This window comes from Vibrio ouci (genome assembly GCF_004551525.1).
In the GTDB taxonomy this organism is placed as follows: domain Bacteria; phylum Pseudomonadota; class Gammaproteobacteria; order Enterobacterales; family Vibrionaceae; genus Vibrio; species Vibrio ouci.
This window is the reverse complement of sequence record NZ_SATR01000015.1, coordinates 1-16373: the sequence shown is the minus strand read 5'-3', so window position 1 is coordinate 16373 and position 16373 is coordinate 1. Positions and strand designations below refer to the sequence as shown.

Sequence of the window (16373 nt, the reverse complement as noted above, 5' to 3'; positions counted from 1 at the left end):
AAGAGACAAAGATGTTTGAGAATTTAACGGATCGATTATCCAAAACGCTGAAAAACATCAGCGGTAAAGGTCGACTGACCGAAGATAATATTAAAGATACGTTGCGCGAAGTGCGCATGGCACTTCTTGAAGCTGACGTAGCACTGCCTGTAGTACGTGACTTTATTAAACGTATTAAAGAGAGTGCAGTGGGTGTAGAGGTGTCGAAATCTCTAACGCCAGGACAAGAGTTCATTAAGATTGTTCAATCTGAGCTAGAAGCAGTAATGGGAGAGTCTAACGAAGCTCTTAACTTAGCTGCTCAACCGCCAGCTGTGATCTTAATAGCCGGTCTGCAGGGTGCAGGTAAAACGACCTCTGTAGGTAAGCTATCCAAACTTTTAACAGAGCGTGATAAAAAGAAAGTTTTGGTTGTTTCTGCCGACGTTTACCGCCCGGCGGCGATTAAACAGTTAGAAACATTGGCCACTGATGTTGGTGTAGACTTCTTCCCATCGACAGCCGATCAGAAGCCTATCGATATTGCTAACGCAGCGATTGACCACGCGAAGAAGAAATTCTACGACGTGCTTATTGTCGATACCGCAGGTCGTTTAGCGGTTGATGAGCATATGATGGCTGAAATTCAACAGCTACATAGTGCAATTAAACCAGTTGAGACGCTATTCGTTGTTGATGCAATGACAGGTCAAGATGCGGCGAATACGGCAAAAGCTTTTGGCGATACCCTACCACTAACGGGTGTGGTTCTAACCAAAGTCGATGGTGATGCGCGTGGTGGTGCTGCGCTATCTGTTCGTCATATCACAGGTAAACCGATTAAGTTCTTAGGTGTTGGTGAAAAAACTGATGCACTAGAACCGTTCCACCCAGATCGTGTTGCTTCACGTATTCTTGGTATGGGTGACGTACTGTCACTGATTGAAGACCTTCAGCGTAATGTCGATACCGAAAAAGCAGAGAAACTGGCTAAGAAGTTCAAAGAGAAGAAAGGTTTTGACCTTGAAGACTTCCGTGAGCAGCTAGGACAAATGCAAAACATGGGCGGCATGATGGGCATGATGGATAAGCTGCCAGGCATGAACAATCTACCGGACAACGTGAAAGATAAAGTTGACGATAAGATGTTTAAGCAGATGGAAGCGATCATCAACTCAATGACGATGAAAGAGCGTCAGCGCCCTGAATTGATCAAAGGTTCGCGTAAGAAGCGTATTGCAGCGGGTTCTGGTACTCAAGTACAAGACGTAAACCGATTGCTGAAGCAGTTCACCCAAATGCAGAAGATGATGAAGAAGATGCAGAAAGGTGGCATGAAAGGCATGATGCGCAACATGCAAGGCATGATGGGCGGCATGGGCGGCGGCGGTGGCTTTAATCCATTCGGTCGTTAATTTCGTCTAGCGATAAAAATTTCAAGGTGTTAGCTAGCTCACAAACTTAAAACCAGTTTTATGTTGGTGAAAAAGTAGCTAAAGACCTTGCATTGCTCCGGAATAAGAGTAAAATTCCGGAGCTTTATTTTGGCACGAGCCCCAAATCATTTAGCAGTAAATGATCTCTGGGGTTAATTTTATTTTTGAGAAGCAAAGAGGACGACATGGTAACCATTCGTTTGGCACGTCACGGCGCTAAGAAGCGTCCATTTTATCAAATCGTAGTAGCGGACAGCCGCAATGCAGCAACTGGCCGTTTCATCGAGAAAGTTGGTTTCTTTAACCCAACAGCTCAAGGTCAAGAAGAAGGTCTACGTCTAGACCTAGATCGCGTTAACCACTGGGTTGGTCAAGGCGCATCTCTATCTGACCGCGTTGCTAAGCTAGTTAAAGACGCTCAAAAAGCGGCTTAATTCTTACCAAAAGAAGAAATTAGCTTATGTCGATGAAAGGTAATGAAACGATGAGCGATAACAAGATTGTTGTGGGTAAGTTCGGTGCTTCTTACGGCATTCGTGGATGGCTTAAAGTTTTATCCTACACAGACAATGCTGAAAGCATATTTGATTACGCTCCTTGGTGGATTAACCAAGGTGGTCAGTGGGTTGAATACAAAGCAGAAAGCTGGAAGCGCCATAACAAAGGTTTGGTGGTAAAGCTGGAAGGTCTGGATGTGCGCGAAGAAGCGCAATTACTGACAAACTTTGAGATTCTAATTGACCCTGCGGTATTACCAGAATTGCCATCAGACGAGTTCTATTGGCGTGATTTGATTGGAATGCAAGTAGTAACTGATAAAGGTTACGATCTAGGTACTGTCTCTGACATGCTAGAAACTGGCTCCAACGATGTTTTGGTAATTAAAGCAAATCTTAAAGATGCTTTCGGGCAAAAGGAACGATTAATTCCGTTCCTTGAAGAGCAAGTGATCAAAAATATTGATCGCGAAGCTCAACGGATCGAAGTTGACTGGGATCCTGGATTCTAAACTCCAAATATTCAGAGCGAGATAAACATGTGGGTTGGCGTAATAAGCCTATTTCCTGAAATGTTCCGTTCTGTTACCGATTTTGGAGTAACAGGTCAAGCGGTTAAAAAAGGTCTTTTGTCGATTAAGACTTGGAATCCTCGTGATTTCACGCACGACAAACATCGCACTGTTGATGACAGACCTTATGGTGGTGGCCCAGGTATGCTGATGATGGTACAGCCTTTGCGCGATGCTATTCATACAGCTAAGCAAGCCTCACCAGGTAAGACGAAAGTCATCTATCTTTCTCCTCAAGGTCGCAAGCTCGACCAAAAAGGAGTCGAAGAGTTGGCAACAAATCAGAACTTGCTTCTGATTTGTGGTCGCTATGAAGGGGTAGATGAGCGCATCATTCAATCTGAAGTTGACGAAGAATGGTCAATTGGGGATTTTGTGATGACAGGTGGGGAAATCCCAGCCATGACGTTAATTGACTCAGTGTCTCGGTTTATTCCGGGAGTGCTTGGAGATTTTGCGTCAGCAGAAGAAGACTCTTTTGCGAATGGCTTACTCGATTGCCCACACTATACGCGTCCTGAGGTGTTAGACGGTAAAGAAGTACCTGCGGTACTCAAGTCTGGTAACCATAAGGATATTCGTCACTGGCGACTTAAACAGTCGTTAGGCCGTACTTGGCTTAGAAGACCAGAACTCCTGGAAAACCTAGCTCTGACTGACGAACAGGAACAATTACTGGCCGAATTTATCAAAGAGCACCGCTCTGATAACAAGTAAGCAGTAACCTATTAAATTTAGTATCAGTTTATTCTAGGAATATAAAAAATGAGTAACATCATCAAAGCTCTTGAAGAAGAGCAAATGAAAAAAGACCTACCTAACTACGCACCTGGTGACACAGTTGTTGTTCAAGTTAAGGTAAAAGAAGGTGACCGTGAGCGTCTACAGGCTTTCGAAGGCGTTGTAATCGCAATCCGTAACCGTGGTCTACACTCTGCATTCACTGTACGTAAGATTTCTAACGGTGAAGGCGTAGAGCGTACGTTCCAAACTCACTCTCCAATGGTTGATAGCATTGAAGTTAAACGCCGTGGTGCAGTACGTCGTGCCAAGTTGTACTACCTACGTGAGCGTTCTGGTAAGTCAGCTCGTATCAAAGAGAAACTTGCTAAGAAGTAATGCTATAACTAGCGTTCTCATAGTATTAGCGGAGGCCTTTAGGCCTCCGCTTTTTTATTTAGTGCTTTTGGCAGGTGATAGTATTCCACTTTGCTTAACCCTAGCGGTCATTCCATAGAGCGACGAAGGAGAGAGTAGGGAATCTCTAAAGATGCTTAACTCGCTATCAAATATCTCCATTCACTAATACCTTGTCCAGAGGATGACTTCTGCAAAAATAAAAAGAGCCGATGTTTTTACATCAGCTCTTTAAGGCTTCATCTCTTCGCTATTGGCGGCTTAATACTGGTCTTCTGACCAACCATCTGAATCAGACATATCAGGTGCGCCTGGAATTGTGTTTTCTTCATCAGCCCACTCGCCAAAATCGATCATTTGACACTGCTTACTACAGAATGGACGGAAAGGGCTTTGCTCGCCCCAAGGAACGTCTTGGCCACATTGCGGACATGGCACTATGGTAATTTTTGACATGGTAATTCTCTAACTTAAGGCGAACGATATCGCTAGTATACTAGGAATAATAAGAATATTCGGGGTGGATTAGCAGCAAACTGCTAATTTGAAGTCAATCTCGGCAGTTGAGGCTTGGCCTGATTCAAACTCGATAAACTTAATCGCAAAGCGATTCTTGTGGCCGGAAATCATCGGATATACCCCATAATGAACGGGCAGTTCTAGACGGAGAATATTCGCGTCTTCAGCATCACTTTGGTAAAAGCCAGATTTAGCCTGGATTGCACGGAAATGACCGGTTTCACGGGTGAGTTTGAGCCACTGTTTTAGAGCGATTGATAGAGGCTCTAACGAGCTTAACCATTTGTTCGCATCGGCACGCTTTTTCTCGATAGGTAGGTGTAGCCAGTGATGCAGCGCAGGTAAGTCAAAACAACATGAGCCGCCTGGTAAATTGAAACGTTGGCGGATGGCACTTAAGAAACGATCTTCTTTTAAACTTTGGCCGAAACGTTCTGCACCCATTAAGCCTGCGTGCGCAGCATCAACTTCGCTTAACACATTTTTCAGCATTGCTTGATCGACACCTTCGACATTAAGCCAAGAGCGGTAAGCAAGACGCTGCTTTTCGATATCTTTAGCCAATTCACTCTTAAGTTGAATTTGCTCGAAGATTTCGACGATATCAAACAGAGAACGATAGAAGGTCAGGTGCTGCATGTCGTCACTAAACTTCGCCGCAATATTTAGCTGATTGAGCAGGGCTTCTACTCTCAGGTAAATACGGGTCTTTTCATTGAGTGGGTGTTCGAAGTAGTGGGTTGTCATTAATATGCAGCTCTGGGTTCTTGTCATCCTATTCTCACAGATTTTCACTGCATATTTCTAGGAACTTTTGGTGCAATTCTGTGATTTGAGGCAAAAGTTTTTGGTTTTTTGTATCATTTTTAATCACATAGTCAGCAATGGCCAGTCGTTGCTCTCGGCTTGCTTGAGAGGCTAGGATAGATTTCGCTTGAGATGCGTCTACCTTATCACGTTCTACGGTGCGTTGGATCTGAGTTTCTTCATCGACGTCGACAACCAAAATCTTATCTGCCAAAGATTGTAGGTTGTTTTCGACCATTAATGGAATGACCAGCAGTGCATAGGCAGATTGAACCTTAATAAGCTCATCAAGCATTTGCGTTCTAATCATTGGGTGCAGCAGTTGGTTTAACCACGTTTTACTTTCTGGCTGGCTAAATATGATTTCTCTGAGCTGTGCTCGATCTAGCGTACCGTCCTTTTGAATCACTTGATCGCCAAACTGCTCTGAAATGGCATTGAGTCCAGGAGTGCCGGGCTCAACAACTTGTCTAGCGACAATATCAGCATCAACAATCTCAATACCAAACTCTTGATTGAAAAGGTTCGCTACGGTTGTTTTACCACTGGCAATTCCACCAGTTAATCCAATCACTAAAGCCATATTAGATACCTACAAAGTTGCCTAAATACCAATCAAGGATAAGGTCGCCCCACATTAAACTGATCCAACCGGCAATGGCGAGGTAAGGGCCAAACGGGAAGGCTTTATCAATACCTTGACGCTTGAGTCGTAATTGAATCAATCCAAACACCAGACCAACCAATGAAGAGAGCAAAATGATCATAGGCAGGTATTGCCAGCCTAACCAAGCGCCCAAAGCGGCGAGTAATTTAAAATCGCCATAGCCCATGCCTTCTTTGCCTGTCGTGAGCTTAAACGCCCAATAGACAACCCAGAGAGCCAAGTACCCAGCAATAGCGCCGATAACGGCATCTTGCAGTGATACAGGACTGATACCAATAAGCGCTAAAGCAATACCAGCCCAGGTTAGTGGCAGAGTTAACTGATCCGGTAGCAACATGGTATCTAGGTCGATAAAGGTGGCGGAGATGAGCACAAAGGTGAAAAAGATCAGGCATATTGCATAGAAGCTAAAACCAAACTGATACGCCACCATCAAGGACATTACTCCGCTCAGTAGCTCGACAAGCGGATAGCGAGCACTAATTTTATTGCTGCACTGATGGCACTTCCCCCTCAGTAGTAGCCAGCTAATGACTGGGATATTATCGATAATGCGAATGCGGGTGTCGCATTTTGGGCAGGTAGAAGCTGGAATGCTTAGGTTATAAGTGCCTTGTGGCGGCTCAATTTTATACTCAGGGAAGCTTTCCGCGCACTCTTTGCGCCACTCACGCTCCATCATGATTGGTAGACGGTGGATGACGACATTAAGGAAGCTGCCTATTATCAGACCGAAGATAGCGGCCAATACAGGAAATAGCCAAGGGTAATAATAAAAAATATCCATAAATAGGTGCAGCTTGGTCGCCAGTAAAGAGTGTTGATTTGTATATTATCCTAAGACACTCATTAAGTTAAAGATAGGCAGGTACATTGCGATCACTAATCCGCCCACGACTACGCCAAGAAAAACAATAATCATAGGTTCTAGCACCTTGCCAAGGTTATCGACGGTATTCTCCACTTCAAACTCATAGATGGCGGCTACTTTGTTGAGCATTTCATCTAAGCGTCCCGATTCTTCGCCAATCATCACCATCTGCAAGATCATCTCTGGAAAACAGTTTGAGTTACGCATAGCAATATAGATAGGTACTCCGGCCGCGGTATCATCATAAATACGCTCAATAGCCTGTTGATAATAAGTGTTGTCCGCTGTTTTGGCTGAGCTAGTTAAGCAACTAAGAATTGGGATGCCTGCGTTTAAGCTAGTTGCTAATGTACGGCTGAACTTTGCGATCGAAGCCTTGCCCATGACAGCGCCAATTATTGGTATTTTTAGTCCCAGTCGACTCGCGGCCAAACGTGCGTGAGAAGAGCGCTTACTGATTTGACTCATAATGAAGACCAAGCCCCCTAGAGCCAAGAATATGATCGAGCCGTAAGTTTGAGTGAAATAAGAGAGCTGCAGAACCTTTTCGGTAAACCATGGCAGGTCCGCACCAAAGTCTTTAAACATCGATTCAAATTGAGGAATGACCATAGTAAGCATTAGGTAGGACACCGTTAGCGCGGTGACGACAACCATACAGGGGTAAATTAAAGCCTTAATGACTTTTGCTTTGAGCCGCTCTGACTTTTCTCGATAGATGGCAATGCGCTCAAAGGCCTCAGCAAGATTGCCGGTTTGTTCTCCCGTTGTGACAAGGTCAACATATAAACTGTCAAAGTGGCGACTTGAAGTGTGCATTGCTTTTGATACTGGCGTACCTGACTCAACCGCTTTGGAAATGTGCGCCAGTATCGATTTCATTTCCGCTTTACGGTGGTTATCGGCCACCAGTTTTAGAGCATGGATGATTGGCACCCCTGTAGCGAGCATGGTCGCAAGCTGGCGAGTTAACAGCGTGACATCTTTGCTTGTTACTCGCTGAGCTAAACGAGTAAAGGTGGAAATCCGCTTCGCCTTGAGTCTTCTAATTCTTATCTTTTGTTGCTTAAGCTTATCCCTCACTTCGGTTTCATTTAACGCCAGCAGTTGACCGGAGACTCGCTTGCCTGAGCGATGAGTACCTTTCCAACGATAGTTTTTTAATTGAGCTTGTGAGCGCTTTGCCATTTTTATTCCCTGTTAAATGTAGAGCACTCGCTGCAACTCGTGATAGCTGGTTATTCCCGCAAGAAGTTTTTCAATACCAGACTCTTTTAAGGTCTGCATACCTTGCTGTTTGGCGAGAGCCTCGAGTTGTTCTACCGTTAAACCTTCACTGACAGCTTGTGTAAGGCAGTGGTTAAAGGCCATCACTTCATAGATCCCTGTCCGTCCTGAGTAGCCTTGGTTGCATTCACTGCAGCCTCGCTTATTGGCCTGATAAATCACGCTCTCAGGAGTAAGGTTCAGCTGTTGTTCCAATGGGGGAGGCAGAGTGGTTGGCTGCTTGCAGTGGCGGCAGAGTTTTCTCGCCAGACGCTGGGCAATGATTAAGCTCAATGAGGATGCGATATTAAATGCTTCAATGCCCATATTGCGCATTCTAACCACGCTCTCAGCGGCGGAATTGGTATGCAGGGTAGATAGCACCAAATGACCTGTTTGAGCCGCTTTAACGGCAACTTCGGCGGTTTCCAAGTCGCGAATTTCGCCAACCATCACCACATCTGGGTCTTGACGAAGAAAAGCACGCAGTGCCTGCGAAAAGTTAAAGCCGATTTGTGGCTGGACTTGTACTTGGTTGATTCCGGCTAGGTTGATTTCTATTGGGTCTTCGGCGGTGGCGATATTCACCTCGCTGGTATTGAGAATTTGCAGCCCAGTGTAGAGTGAGGTGGTTTTGCCACTACCTGTCGGCCCAGTTATTAAAATCATCCCCTGTGGCTTGCTTAAAGCGGACAAGTACAGCGCTTGCTGCTGAGCGTTATAGCCGAGATTATCGATGTCGAGGCTTGCACTGCTGCTGTCTAAAATGCGCAGAACAATTTTTTCTCCCCATTGTGTAGGTAAGGTCGAGACTCGCATATCCACCGAGGTCTCTGAATTCAGCTTGAGTTTAATTCGCCCATCTTGAGGTAAGCGTTTTTCGGCGATATCGAGCTTGGCGAGTATTTTTAGTCGTGCAGCAAGGCGGCGATTAAGGTGGTGGGCAGGTTGCTGAGTTTCAACCAAAATGCCATCGCAACGTAGCCGAACTCGGTAAAGGTGCTCATAGGGTTCGAAATGAACATCAGACGCCCGCTTTCGCACGGCATCAAGCAAGACTTGATGAATGAAGCGGCTGATTGGCGCTTCATCGGTACTCAGGTCTTCTATGTTTGATAGCTCATCTGCAGAGACTTGGACCAGTGAGGCAAGCTGTTGTTCATTGAGTTCTTTGTTGTTGCTCAAGATTTCTCCGACAATCGCCTGACCATAGACTTGACGAATCGCCCCTTGCAGTTGTTTTATATCAGCCAAGACAAGCTCGACTTGCACCCCAGTTGCAAAGCGAAATTCATCTTCAATTATCAAATTGGTCGGGTCGGCGACGGCTAGAGTTAAAAGCTGTGAAGTTTGATTGATAGGTAATGCTTGAAAGCGGCTGATAAGCTCTCTTAAGCCAAGCTTATGACACAGAGATTGGTAGTTAAACTGACTGAGCGTTGTTTCTGGCAGACCAAAAATCAGCGAGAGTTGTTTGGTGAGCTCGAGATGTTCAATGAGACGCAACTCAAGCACAGCTTCAGGCACAGATACGCCTGAAGCTTTTACGTATTCAACCAGTTGGGCTTCTTGCGCCGTGTCGATGAGTTGAGCTTGGCGCAAGATAGAAGGAAGGTTGGTTAGCATAGTTTGCTTTCTAACATCCGGTTAAAGGTGGAACTGTGCTAGTTGCGCTACAGCTCCATCCACTGGCACTATCGCGAGAGTAGGTGAGAACTTCTGAGCTGGTCATTGAGCTGTCAGAGCCAAAGGTAAACTTAAGTGTCGGCGTAGAACCTGAACTCGCCAGTTCTGACGCGAGAGTGCCTAACTTATTGACGCCACTGGCTGTACCTAGCTGAGCCAATGTGGCTGCAGAGATGGTGCCATTTTCTTGGTAGAAAAGCTCAGCGGGGGTAATAAGAGATTTGAGCGTTGCCAAAGCTGAGGCTGCTTCGGACTTTTTGACGTAGTCGGTATAGGCCGGGATAGCAATGGTTGCCAGTACGCCAATGATGGCGACAACAATCATCAGCTCAATCAGGGTAAAGCCCGTCTGCTTGCGGTGTTGTTTAGGTTGCATTATTTCTCTCCATGGACGAAATGCGAAAAGTGGGAGAGAGGATAATCACTATATATCAGTGAAGATAACGCTGGCTTAGGGCTTTCCGAGCTGATTGTGGAAACTTGCTACGTTATTTGATTTTACTTTGCATATTCATTGGAGCGAGAGCAAAGTTTATGGGGGAAACTTTAGCGAGATACAAAAACAGAGACTCAATGGTCTCTGCTTTGGGAGTTAATAATCAGCGCTATTCGCTAACGTTGATTACTTAAAACGCATCGAAAGATCCATCGCTTTCAAGTGCTTAGTCAGTGCACCTACTGAGATATAGTCAACACCTGTTTCTGCGTATTCACGCAGCGTCTCAAGAGTCACGTTACCTGAGTTCTCTAATGCAGCGCGACCAGCATTAATCTTGACTGCTTCACGCATCATGTCGGTAGTGAAGTTATCCAGCATGATGATATCTGCGCCTGCTTCAATCGCTTCTTGCAGCTCTGCAAGGCTTTCTGTTTCCACTTCTACTGGCTTACCAGGGTTAAGCTCTTTAGCCGTTTTGATCGTCTGAGCAATGCCACCATTGGCGATGATGTGGTTTTCTTTAATGAGGTACGCATCAAACACGCCAATGCGATGGTTAAAGCCACCGCCACATGCTACCGCATACTTTAATGCACTGCGTAGACCAGGAATGGTTTTACGTGTATCGAGTAGTCGACAATCCGTGCCTTCAAGCTCTTTTGCATATTGGTCGGTAATTGTTGCGCAGCCAGAAAGCGTTTGGATAAAGTTCATCGCATTGCGCTCGCCGGTTAGCAGCGCGCGTGCTGGGCCTGAAAGGGTACAAAGTACTTGGTTCGGTTCAACGCGATCACCATCTTCGACGTTCCACTTGATAATCACTTCGCCGCCAAGCTGTTTGAATACTTCATCCGCCCAAGCTTTACCACAGAAGATACCGTGTTCGCGGGTGATCAGCGTCGCTTCATTGTGAGCGTCGGCCGGAATTAGACTTGCGGTAATATCTGCAGCAGGATCTAGAGTTCCACCTAGATCTTCCCTAATCGTTTCGGCAACAGTGCGAGCAATTTCTAGAGGCAGTTGCTGTTTCAAATATTCGAGGCGTTCTTGGCTGTTATGTGTGTTTTTCATCGCAAATCTAATACGCAGTTGAACAAGTGGTGGGCATGATACGATGACTAAGCATGAAATTCAGCCATTAATCTCGCATTTCATGGTCAAAGGGATAAAATCACCATTGATTAGGATAGAAAGAGCTGAAAAATGATTGATAACCAAGGCTGGTACAGTAACGCAAGACATGTCCCTTCACCGTTTTATGATCACAGAACCGATGAGGCGGATATCTCACTGTTAGTGGTGCACAACATTAGTCTGCCACCGGGTCAATTTGGTGGGCCTTATATCGAGCAGTTCTTTACCGGAAAATTGGATCCTAACGAGCACCCATTTTTTAAAGTCATTCACCAAATGGGCGTATCGGCACATTGCTTGATTCGACGTGATGGTGAGGTAGTGCAATTTGTGCCTTTTACTGCCCGCGCATGGCATGCAGGCGCTTCCAGTTTTGCTGGCCGAGAGAAGTGTAATGATTATTCGATTGGTATTGAGCTCGAAGGGAGCGACTTTGTCGCCTATACCGATGAGCAATATGCGGCGTTAACTGAGCTTACCAAGCAGATACAAACTACATATCCGCTGATTACTTTACCGAGAATTACTGGCCATCAATATATAGCGCCACTGCGTAAAACTGATCCGGGCTTAGTATTTGACTGGGTGAGGTTTAGAAGTGGGTTGTGTTGCTAGGGCCGTTTAGGCCGTGGAGTTGTCATTTCTTAGAACGAAGAATGAGTGAGTAAGGAATCTCTTGAGTTTTACTGCAGCTTTAAGAGATTCCCAGCTCGGTCGTTTCTCCCTCTCGGGAAAGACGATGCTTACTATAAATATTTTTGCTTCTAAAGCGACTCTTGATACTCAACAAGAATTTGCTCAACCCAAGTTGCGATACGCTCATCGCTGAGTTCATATTGTGAGTCTTCATCGAGAGCTAGGCCGACAAACTTAGTGTTATTTTCAGTCAGGGCTTTCGATGCTTCAAACTCATAACTGTCGTCATTTGGCCAATAACCGACAATATTGGCACCGGTCTTTTTAATCTCGTCGTGTAGGAGTCCCATCGCATCGAGATACCATTCGCCATAACCTTCTTGATCGCCTAAGCCGAACAGAGCGACGGTTTTGCCAGCGAGCGCTACGCCCTCGATTTGATCCCATAATTCGTTCCAGTCTTCTTGGATTTCACCAAAGTCCCACGTCGAGATACCTAAGATTAGAAAATCATACTCTGCCATCAAAGAAAGAGGAGATTCTTTAACGTTATGAATATCAACAATATCTGCACCAATGATGTCGCGGATCTTCTCTGCCGCCATTTCTGTGTAGCATGTGGTTGAGCCGTAAAATAGAGCGATTTTCATAGTATTCTTTATTATCGTGAAAAATTGATGGTGAATTCTAACCACAAATTGGCGAGCTTTGCAGCGAATATCGGCCTCTGGTGTGATTTTTATAGCTTTATTTGTGTTGGGCACTTACATTTGAGCGCATAACGAAAATTAGAGGTGTGCTGTGTCAGAACAAATGTCACCCGATCAAGGCATTGTGGAACAGTTTCTTGATGCGATGTGGATGGAGCGCGGATTATCCGAAAATACCCTCGCTTCTTATCGTACCGATTTGGTCAAACTGCTACGCTGGATGTCGACAAACAATTATAAGTTGGATTTTATCAGTCTATCTGGCTTGCAAGAGTACCAAGCCTGGCTGGTGGATGAGGGCTATAAGCAAACCTCTCGAGCAAGAATGCTCTCAGCCATTCGTCGTCTGTTTCAATACCTTCACCGTGAGAAAGTCCGTGGCGATGACCCGAGTGCGTTATTGGTCAGCCCTAAGCTGCCTAAAAGACTGCCTAAAGATCTTAGTGAAGAGCAAGTTGATGCGCTGCTTGATGCGCCCGATCCCAATGATGCGATGGAATTGCGCGACAAAGCGATGCTGGAACTGCTGTACGCCACTGGTCTACGTGTGACCGAGCTTGTTAGCTTGACGATGGAAAATGTCAGCTTGCGCCAAGGGGTTGTGCGGGTAACGGGTAAAGGTGGTAAAGAGCGCTTGGTTCCAATGGGCGAAAATGCTGTCGATTGGATTGAAACTTTTTTGCAACAAGGGCGGTCTGAGTTACTTGGGGAAACTACATCTGACGTGGTTTTTCCGAGTAAACGAGCACGACAAATGACCAGACAGACCTTTTGGCATCGTATTAAGCATTACGCGGTAATTGCGGGGATTGATACTGAGCAGTTATCACCACACGTGTTACGCCATGCGTTTGCGACCCATTTACTCAACTACGGTGCAGATTTACGGGTTGTGCAAATGTTGTTAGGTCATAGTGACTTGTCTACCACACAAATTTATACTCATGTAGCGACAGAGAGATTAAAACAGCTACATAGTGAACATCATCCGAGAGCCTAACGGATAAAGTTAAGCTTAAATTGATTTAAGGTGAATTGAATGAGCGTATTACGCCGAATGACTCTACTTACGTTGCCATTACTACTGGCGGCGCAGAGCGTGTCAGCAAACGAAGTGAAATTTGATAAAGGCCAGCTAGAAGAGCGATTTTCAAAACTCGGTCTTGAAGTGAAAGAAGTTGTCCCTGCTGATATTGATGGATTGGTAGAAGTTCAGACCAGCGGCGGCATCTTGTTTGCTTCTCCAAACGGAGACTACTTCTTAGCAGGTACTCTGTATAAGTTAGATGAAAACGGACAATATGAAGACGTATTGGCGAAACGCCAAGCCCCAATCAATGCCGCTAAGATTGAAGCGTTTAAAGACAGCATGATTGAGTTTAAGGCGGACAACGAAAAGTACGTGGTGACTGTCTTTACCGACATTACTTGTGGTTACTGTGTTCGTCTGCATAGCCAAATGAAAGGCTATAACGATTTAGGCATCACTGTTCGTTACATGGCTTACCCACGCCAAGGTGCGACGGGTGACGTTGCAGACCAGATGGCTGCAATTTGGGGCGCAGAAGATCCGCATACCGCGATGCACAACGGCAAGGTAAAGCGTGAGATCCCAGAGCAAGGTAAAGACTTTGCTAAGTACCAAGAGATAATCAAGCAGCATTACACGCTAGGTCGTGAGCTAGGTATTAGTGGTACGCCTGCTATCTTCCTGCCGAATGGCGAAATGGTTGGTGGTTATTTACCGCCAGCACAACTTATTAAGCGCCTAGAGCAAATTAAATAATCAGAAAAGAGCCTCTTCACGAGGCTCTAATATTTTTTATGATAGAAATCCAACGTAGACCCGAGATCGACCTAAACTTACTTCCTGATACGATACCTGCCTTGCTGAAGCGAATTTACATCTCGCGTGGTATCCATAGTCTTGAGCAGTTAGAAACCACCGCACGTTCGCTACATTCTTATCAAAAGCTTCATGGGATTGAGCTAGCTGTTGAGCTGCTGTTCAATGCTATCCAAGACAACAAGCGTATCATTGTCGTTGGCGACTTTGATGCCGATGGAGCCACGAGTTCGGCGCTGTCGGTACTGGCTCTGCGCATGTTGGGGTCGAGTAATGTCGATTATTTGGTACCAAACCGCTTTGAAGATGGCTATGGTCTAAGCCCTGAGGTTGTTGACCAAGCGATTGAACTTGGTGCGCAAGTCATTATGACGGTGGATAATGGTGTTTCTTCCATTGATGGTGTTCGTTACGCCAAAGAGAAGGGGCTGCAAGTTCTGGTCACCGATCACCACTTGCCAGGACATGAGTTACCCAACGTCGATGCTATGGTTAACCCAAACCTCCAAGAATGCGCGTTTCCATCAAAAGCACTGGCGGGTGTTGGTGTCGCTTTTTATCTGATGATGGCGCTGTGTGTCCATATGCGCAAAACAGGATGGTTTACCCAGCAAGGTATGGCTGAACCTAAGCTGATGGAGCTGATTGATCTAGTTGCATTGGGCACCGTTGCGGACGTGGTACCGCTTGATGAAAATAATCGTATTTTGGTTCATCAAGGGCTGCAACGTATCCGAGCAGGCAAAGCGCGCCCGGGTATTCAGGCGTTGATTGAAGTGGCGAAGCGTGACGCCAAAAGGCTAGTCGCTTCTGATTTTGGTTTTGCGTTAGGACCACGCATCAATGCTGCAGGTCGACTGGATGACATGTCATTTGGTGTTGAGTTGCTGCTGAGTAACAACATTCATGCTGCACGCCGCATGGCCAGTGAGTTAGATGGCCTTAACCAAACTCGCAAAGAAATTGAAGAGGGCATGAAGCAAGAAGCGATGGCCATTTGTGAGCGTCTTCAATTCGGTGAGAACATGCCTCACGGTTTGGTTATGTTTCAGCGAGATTGGCACCAAGGCGTAATCGGCATTTTAGCTTCGCGTATTAAAGAGAAATTTCATCGTCCAGTGATCGCATTTGCTGATGGTGGAGAGGGTAGCATCAAGGGTTCATGTCGCTCTATTCCTGGCTTGCACATGCGCGATGTACTGGATCGCATTGATACCCAAAACCCAGGTTTGATTGTTAAGTTTGGCGGCCACGCGATGGCGGCGGGCTTGACGATCATGGAAAGTAACTTTGAGCGTTTTTCTAAGCTGTTTGATGAGGCAGTGAAACAGGACTTAGATGAAGCAGCACTGAAAGGTGTGATTTTATCCGATGGTGAGCTAACGCCAGAAGAGTTCTCGATGCATACCGCTGAAATGCTGCGGGCTGGTGGACCTTGGGGACAAGCTTTCCCAGAGCCGGTGTTTGATGGTGAATTTAAAGTGTTGCATCAGAAGCTGGTCGGTGAAAAACATTTAAAGCTGATGCTTGAGCCGCTGCATAAAGGTCACCCGACCAATATTATGATTGATGGTATTGCGTTTAATGTAGATCTACGCCGCTGGCCAGATGCGTCAGCGAAAACCGTTCGACTCGCCTATAAGCTGGATATCAACGAGTTCCGTGGTAATCAGTCACTGCAATTGATGATTGATCATATTGAGGCGAGCTAGTCGATACAAATGCCTCGTGCCTAAAATTAGTCACTTTATTATGACTTGATACATAAGTAGTCATTCCATAGAGCGACGAAGGAGTGAGTAGGGAATCTCAAAAGGTTTCCTACTCGCTTTCAGAGCTCCCCAACTCGTTCGTGCCTCACTCTTGAGGATGACGTTGCTTCGTATGGTTTGATATCTGAATTGTCATTCCATAGAGCGACGAAGGAGTGAGTAGGGAATCTCAAAAGGTTTCCTACTCGCTTTCAGAGCTCCCCAACTCGTTCGTGCCTCACTCTTGAGGATGGCGTTGTTTCGTATGGTTTGAAATATGAACTGTCATTCCATAGAGCGACGAAGGAGTGAGTAGGGAATCTCTAAAGGTTTTCTACTCGCTTTAAGAGATCCCCAACTCGTTCGTGCCTCACTCTTGAGGATGACGTTGCTTCGTATGGTTTGATATCTGAATTGTCA

Annotated in this window: 18 protein-coding genes; 9 read left to right on the top strand and 9 right to left on the bottom strand. The window is 45.7% G+C overall.

Annotation, left to right across the window (positions count from 1 at the left end; genetic code table 11):
• Positions 1-11: 11 nt before the first annotated feature.
• The 5 genes from ffh to rplS all read left to right on the top strand — a co-directional run bounded on the left by ffh (position 12) and on the right by rplS (position 3603).
• Entirely contained in the window at positions 12-1394 is a 1383-nt protein-coding gene (gene ffh / locus ELS82_RS11235; RefSeq protein WP_134835569.1) for a signal recognition particle protein, read from the top strand.
• Positions 1395-1600: 206 nt separating this feature from the next.
• Positions 1601-1849: a 30S ribosomal protein S16 gene (gene rpsP, locus ELS82_RS11230; protein ID WP_004410028.1), complete on the top strand. Its 249-nt coding sequence runs from the start codon at positions 1601-1603 to the stop codon at positions 1847-1849.
• A gap of 26 nt (positions 1850-1875) precedes the next feature.
• The gene (gene rimM, locus ELS82_RS11225) at positions 1876-2424 is read left to right on the top strand and encodes a ribosome maturation factor RimM (RefSeq protein ID WP_053441122.1); all 549 of its coding nucleotides are present in this window, start codon (positions 1876-1878) and stop codon (positions 2422-2424) included.
• 27 nt (positions 2425-2451) lie between these two features.
• A complete protein-coding gene (gene trmD, locus ELS82_RS11220; RefSeq protein ID WP_134835568.1) occupies positions 2452-3201 on the top strand; it encodes a tRNA (guanosine(37)-N1)-methyltransferase TrmD in 750 nt (249 codons plus the stop codon).
• A 48-nt stretch (positions 3202-3249) separates the two neighbouring features.
• Entirely contained in the window at positions 3250-3603 is a 354-nt protein-coding gene (gene rplS / locus ELS82_RS11215) for a 50S ribosomal protein L19 (RefSeq protein ID WP_004410033.1), read from the top strand.
• A 279-nt stretch (positions 3604-3882) separates the two neighbouring features.
• On the opposite strand, the gene yacG is transcribed toward rplS, so the two are convergent.
• The 8 genes from yacG to nadC all read right to left on the bottom strand — a co-directional run bounded on the left by yacG (position 3883) and on the right by nadC (position 10947).
• Positions 3883-4077, bottom strand: a complete 195-nt coding sequence (yacG, locus tag ELS82_RS11210; protein ID WP_053441124.1) for a DNA gyrase inhibitor YacG — start codon at positions 4075-4077, stop codon at positions 3883-3885.
• Positions 4078-4146: 69 nt separating this feature from the next.
• Entirely contained in the window at positions 4147-4887 is a 741-nt protein-coding gene (zapD, locus tag ELS82_RS11205; RefSeq protein WP_134835567.1) for a cell division protein ZapD, read from the bottom strand.
• 34 nt (positions 4888-4921) lie between these two features.
• Entirely contained in the window at positions 4922-5530 is a 609-nt protein-coding gene (gene coaE, locus ELS82_RS11200) for a dephospho-CoA kinase (RefSeq protein ID WP_134835566.1), read from the bottom strand.
• Position 5531: 1 nt separating this feature from the next.
• Positions 5532-6401, bottom strand: coding sequence for a prepilin peptidase (locus ELS82_RS11195; protein ID WP_134835565.1), 870 nt, complete (start codon positions 6399-6401; stop codon positions 5532-5534).
• Between the two features lie 45 nt (positions 6402-6446).
• Positions 6447-7673, bottom strand: a complete 1227-nt coding sequence (locus ELS82_RS11190; RefSeq protein ID WP_134835564.1) for a type II secretion system F family protein — start codon at positions 7671-7673, stop codon at positions 6447-6449.
• A 12-nt stretch (positions 7674-7685) separates the two neighbouring features.
• Positions 7686-9377 (bottom strand): type IV-A pilus assembly ATPase PilB, encoded by a 1692-nt coding sequence (gene pilB / locus ELS82_RS11185; RefSeq protein WP_134835563.1) that lies wholly within the window; start codon positions 9375-9377, stop codon positions 7686-7688.
• A gap of 10 nt (positions 9378-9387) precedes the next feature.
• Positions 9388-9813, bottom strand: coding sequence for a type IV pilin protein (locus ELS82_RS11180; RefSeq protein WP_134835562.1), 426 nt, complete (start codon positions 9811-9813; stop codon positions 9388-9390).
• Between the two features lie 246 nt (positions 9814-10059).
• Positions 10060-10947 carry a carboxylating nicotinate-nucleotide diphosphorylase gene (gene nadC, locus ELS82_RS11175; RefSeq protein ID WP_134835561.1) on the bottom strand — a complete coding sequence of 296 codons (888 nt, stop codon included), beginning with the start codon at positions 10945-10947 and terminating at the stop codon, positions 10060-10062.
• Positions 10948-11079: 132 nt separating this feature from the next.
• Between nadC and ampD the strand changes: the two genes are divergently transcribed.
• Positions 11080-11625 carry a 1,6-anhydro-N-acetylmuramyl-L-alanine amidase AmpD gene (ampD, locus tag ELS82_RS11170; protein WP_134835560.1) on the top strand — a complete coding sequence of 182 codons (546 nt, stop codon included), beginning with the start codon at positions 11080-11082 and terminating at the stop codon, positions 11623-11625.
• A gap of 149 nt (positions 11626-11774) precedes the next feature.
• Here the strand turns inward: ampD and fldB are convergent, their stop codons facing one another.
• On the bottom strand, positions 11775-12296 hold the full coding sequence (gene fldB, locus ELS82_RS11165; RefSeq protein ID WP_134835559.1) for a flavodoxin FldB: 522 nt from the start codon (positions 12294-12296) through the stop codon (positions 11775-11777).
• A 163-nt stretch (positions 12297-12459) separates the two neighbouring features.
• On the opposite strand from fldB, the gene xerD reads away from it, so the two are divergent.
• The 3 genes from xerD to recJ are packed head-to-tail and all read left to right on the top strand — an operon-like array spanning position 12460 to position 15914.
• A complete protein-coding gene (xerD, locus tag ELS82_RS11160) occupies positions 12460-13356 on the top strand; it encodes a site-specific tyrosine recombinase XerD (RefSeq protein ID WP_053441248.1) in 897 nt (298 codons plus the stop codon).
• A 39-nt stretch (positions 13357-13395) separates the two neighbouring features.
• Positions 13396-14142 (top strand): thioredoxin fold domain-containing protein, encoded by a 747-nt coding sequence (locus ELS82_RS11155; RefSeq protein WP_134835558.1) that lies wholly within the window; start codon positions 13396-13398, stop codon positions 14140-14142.
• A gap of 38 nt (positions 14143-14180) precedes the next feature.
• Positions 14181-15914 carry a single-stranded-DNA-specific exonuclease RecJ gene (recJ, locus tag ELS82_RS11150; RefSeq protein WP_134835557.1) on the top strand — a complete coding sequence of 578 codons (1734 nt, stop codon included), beginning with the start codon at positions 14181-14183 and terminating at the stop codon, positions 15912-15914.
• Positions 15915-16373: the final 459 nt, after the last annotated feature.

Coding starts and splice junctions, on each gene's coding strand:
- zapD (WP_134835567.1), bottom strand. CDS start 4,887: ATGACAACCCACTACTTCGAACACCCACTCAATGAAAAGACCCGTATT.
- pilB (WP_134835563.1), bottom strand. CDS start 9,377: ATGCTAACCAACCTTCCTTCTATCTTGCGCCAAGCTCAACTCATCGAC.
- trmD (WP_134835568.1), top strand. CDS start 2,452: ATGTGGGTTGGCGTAATAAGCCTATTTCCTGAAATGTTCCGTTCTGTT.
- ampD (WP_134835560.1), top strand. CDS start 11,080: ATGATTGATAACCAAGGCTGGTACAGTAACGCAAGACATGTCCCTTCA.
- coaE (WP_134835566.1), bottom strand. CDS start 5,530: ATGGCTTTAGTGATTGGATTAACTGGTGGAATTGCCAGTGGTAAAACA.
- yacG (WP_053441124.1), bottom strand. CDS start 4,077: ATGTCAAAAATTACCATAGTGCCATGTCCGCAATGTGGCCAAGACGTT.
- ELS82_RS11190 (WP_134835564.1), bottom strand. CDS start 7,673: ATGGCAAAGCGCTCACAAGCTCAATTAAAAAACTATCGTTGGAAAGGT.
- nadC (WP_134835561.1), bottom strand. CDS start 10,947: ATGAAAAACACACATAACAGCCAAGAACGCCTCGAATATTTGAAACAG.
- ELS82_RS11155 (WP_134835558.1), top strand. CDS start 13,396: ATGAGCGTATTACGCCGAATGACTCTACTTACGTTGCCATTACTACTG.
- ELS82_RS11195 (WP_134835565.1), bottom strand. CDS start 6,401: ATGGATATTTTTTATTATTACCCTTGGCTATTTCCTGTATTGGCCGCT.
- rimM (WP_053441122.1), top strand. CDS start 1,876: ATGTCGATGAAAGGTAATGAAACGATGAGCGATAACAAGATTGTTGTG.
- ELS82_RS11180 (WP_134835562.1), bottom strand. CDS start 9,813: ATGCAACCTAAACAACACCGCAAGCAGACGGGCTTTACCCTGATTGAG.
- xerD (WP_053441248.1), top strand. CDS start 12,460: ATGTCACCCGATCAAGGCATTGTGGAACAGTTTCTTGATGCGATGTGG.
- ffh (WP_134835569.1), top strand. CDS start 12: ATGTTTGAGAATTTAACGGATCGATTATCCAAAACGCTGAAAAACATC.
- fldB (WP_134835559.1), bottom strand. CDS start 12,296: ATGAAAATCGCTCTATTTTACGGCTCAACCACATGCTACACAGAAATG.
- rpsP (WP_004410028.1), top strand. CDS start 1,601: ATGGTAACCATTCGTTTGGCACGTCACGGCGCTAAGAAGCGTCCATTT.
- rplS (WP_004410033.1), top strand. CDS start 3,250: ATGAGTAACATCATCAAAGCTCTTGAAGAAGAGCAAATGAAAAAAGAC.
- recJ (WP_134835557.1), top strand. CDS start 14,181: ATGATAGAAATCCAACGTAGACCCGAGATCGACCTAAACTTACTTCCT.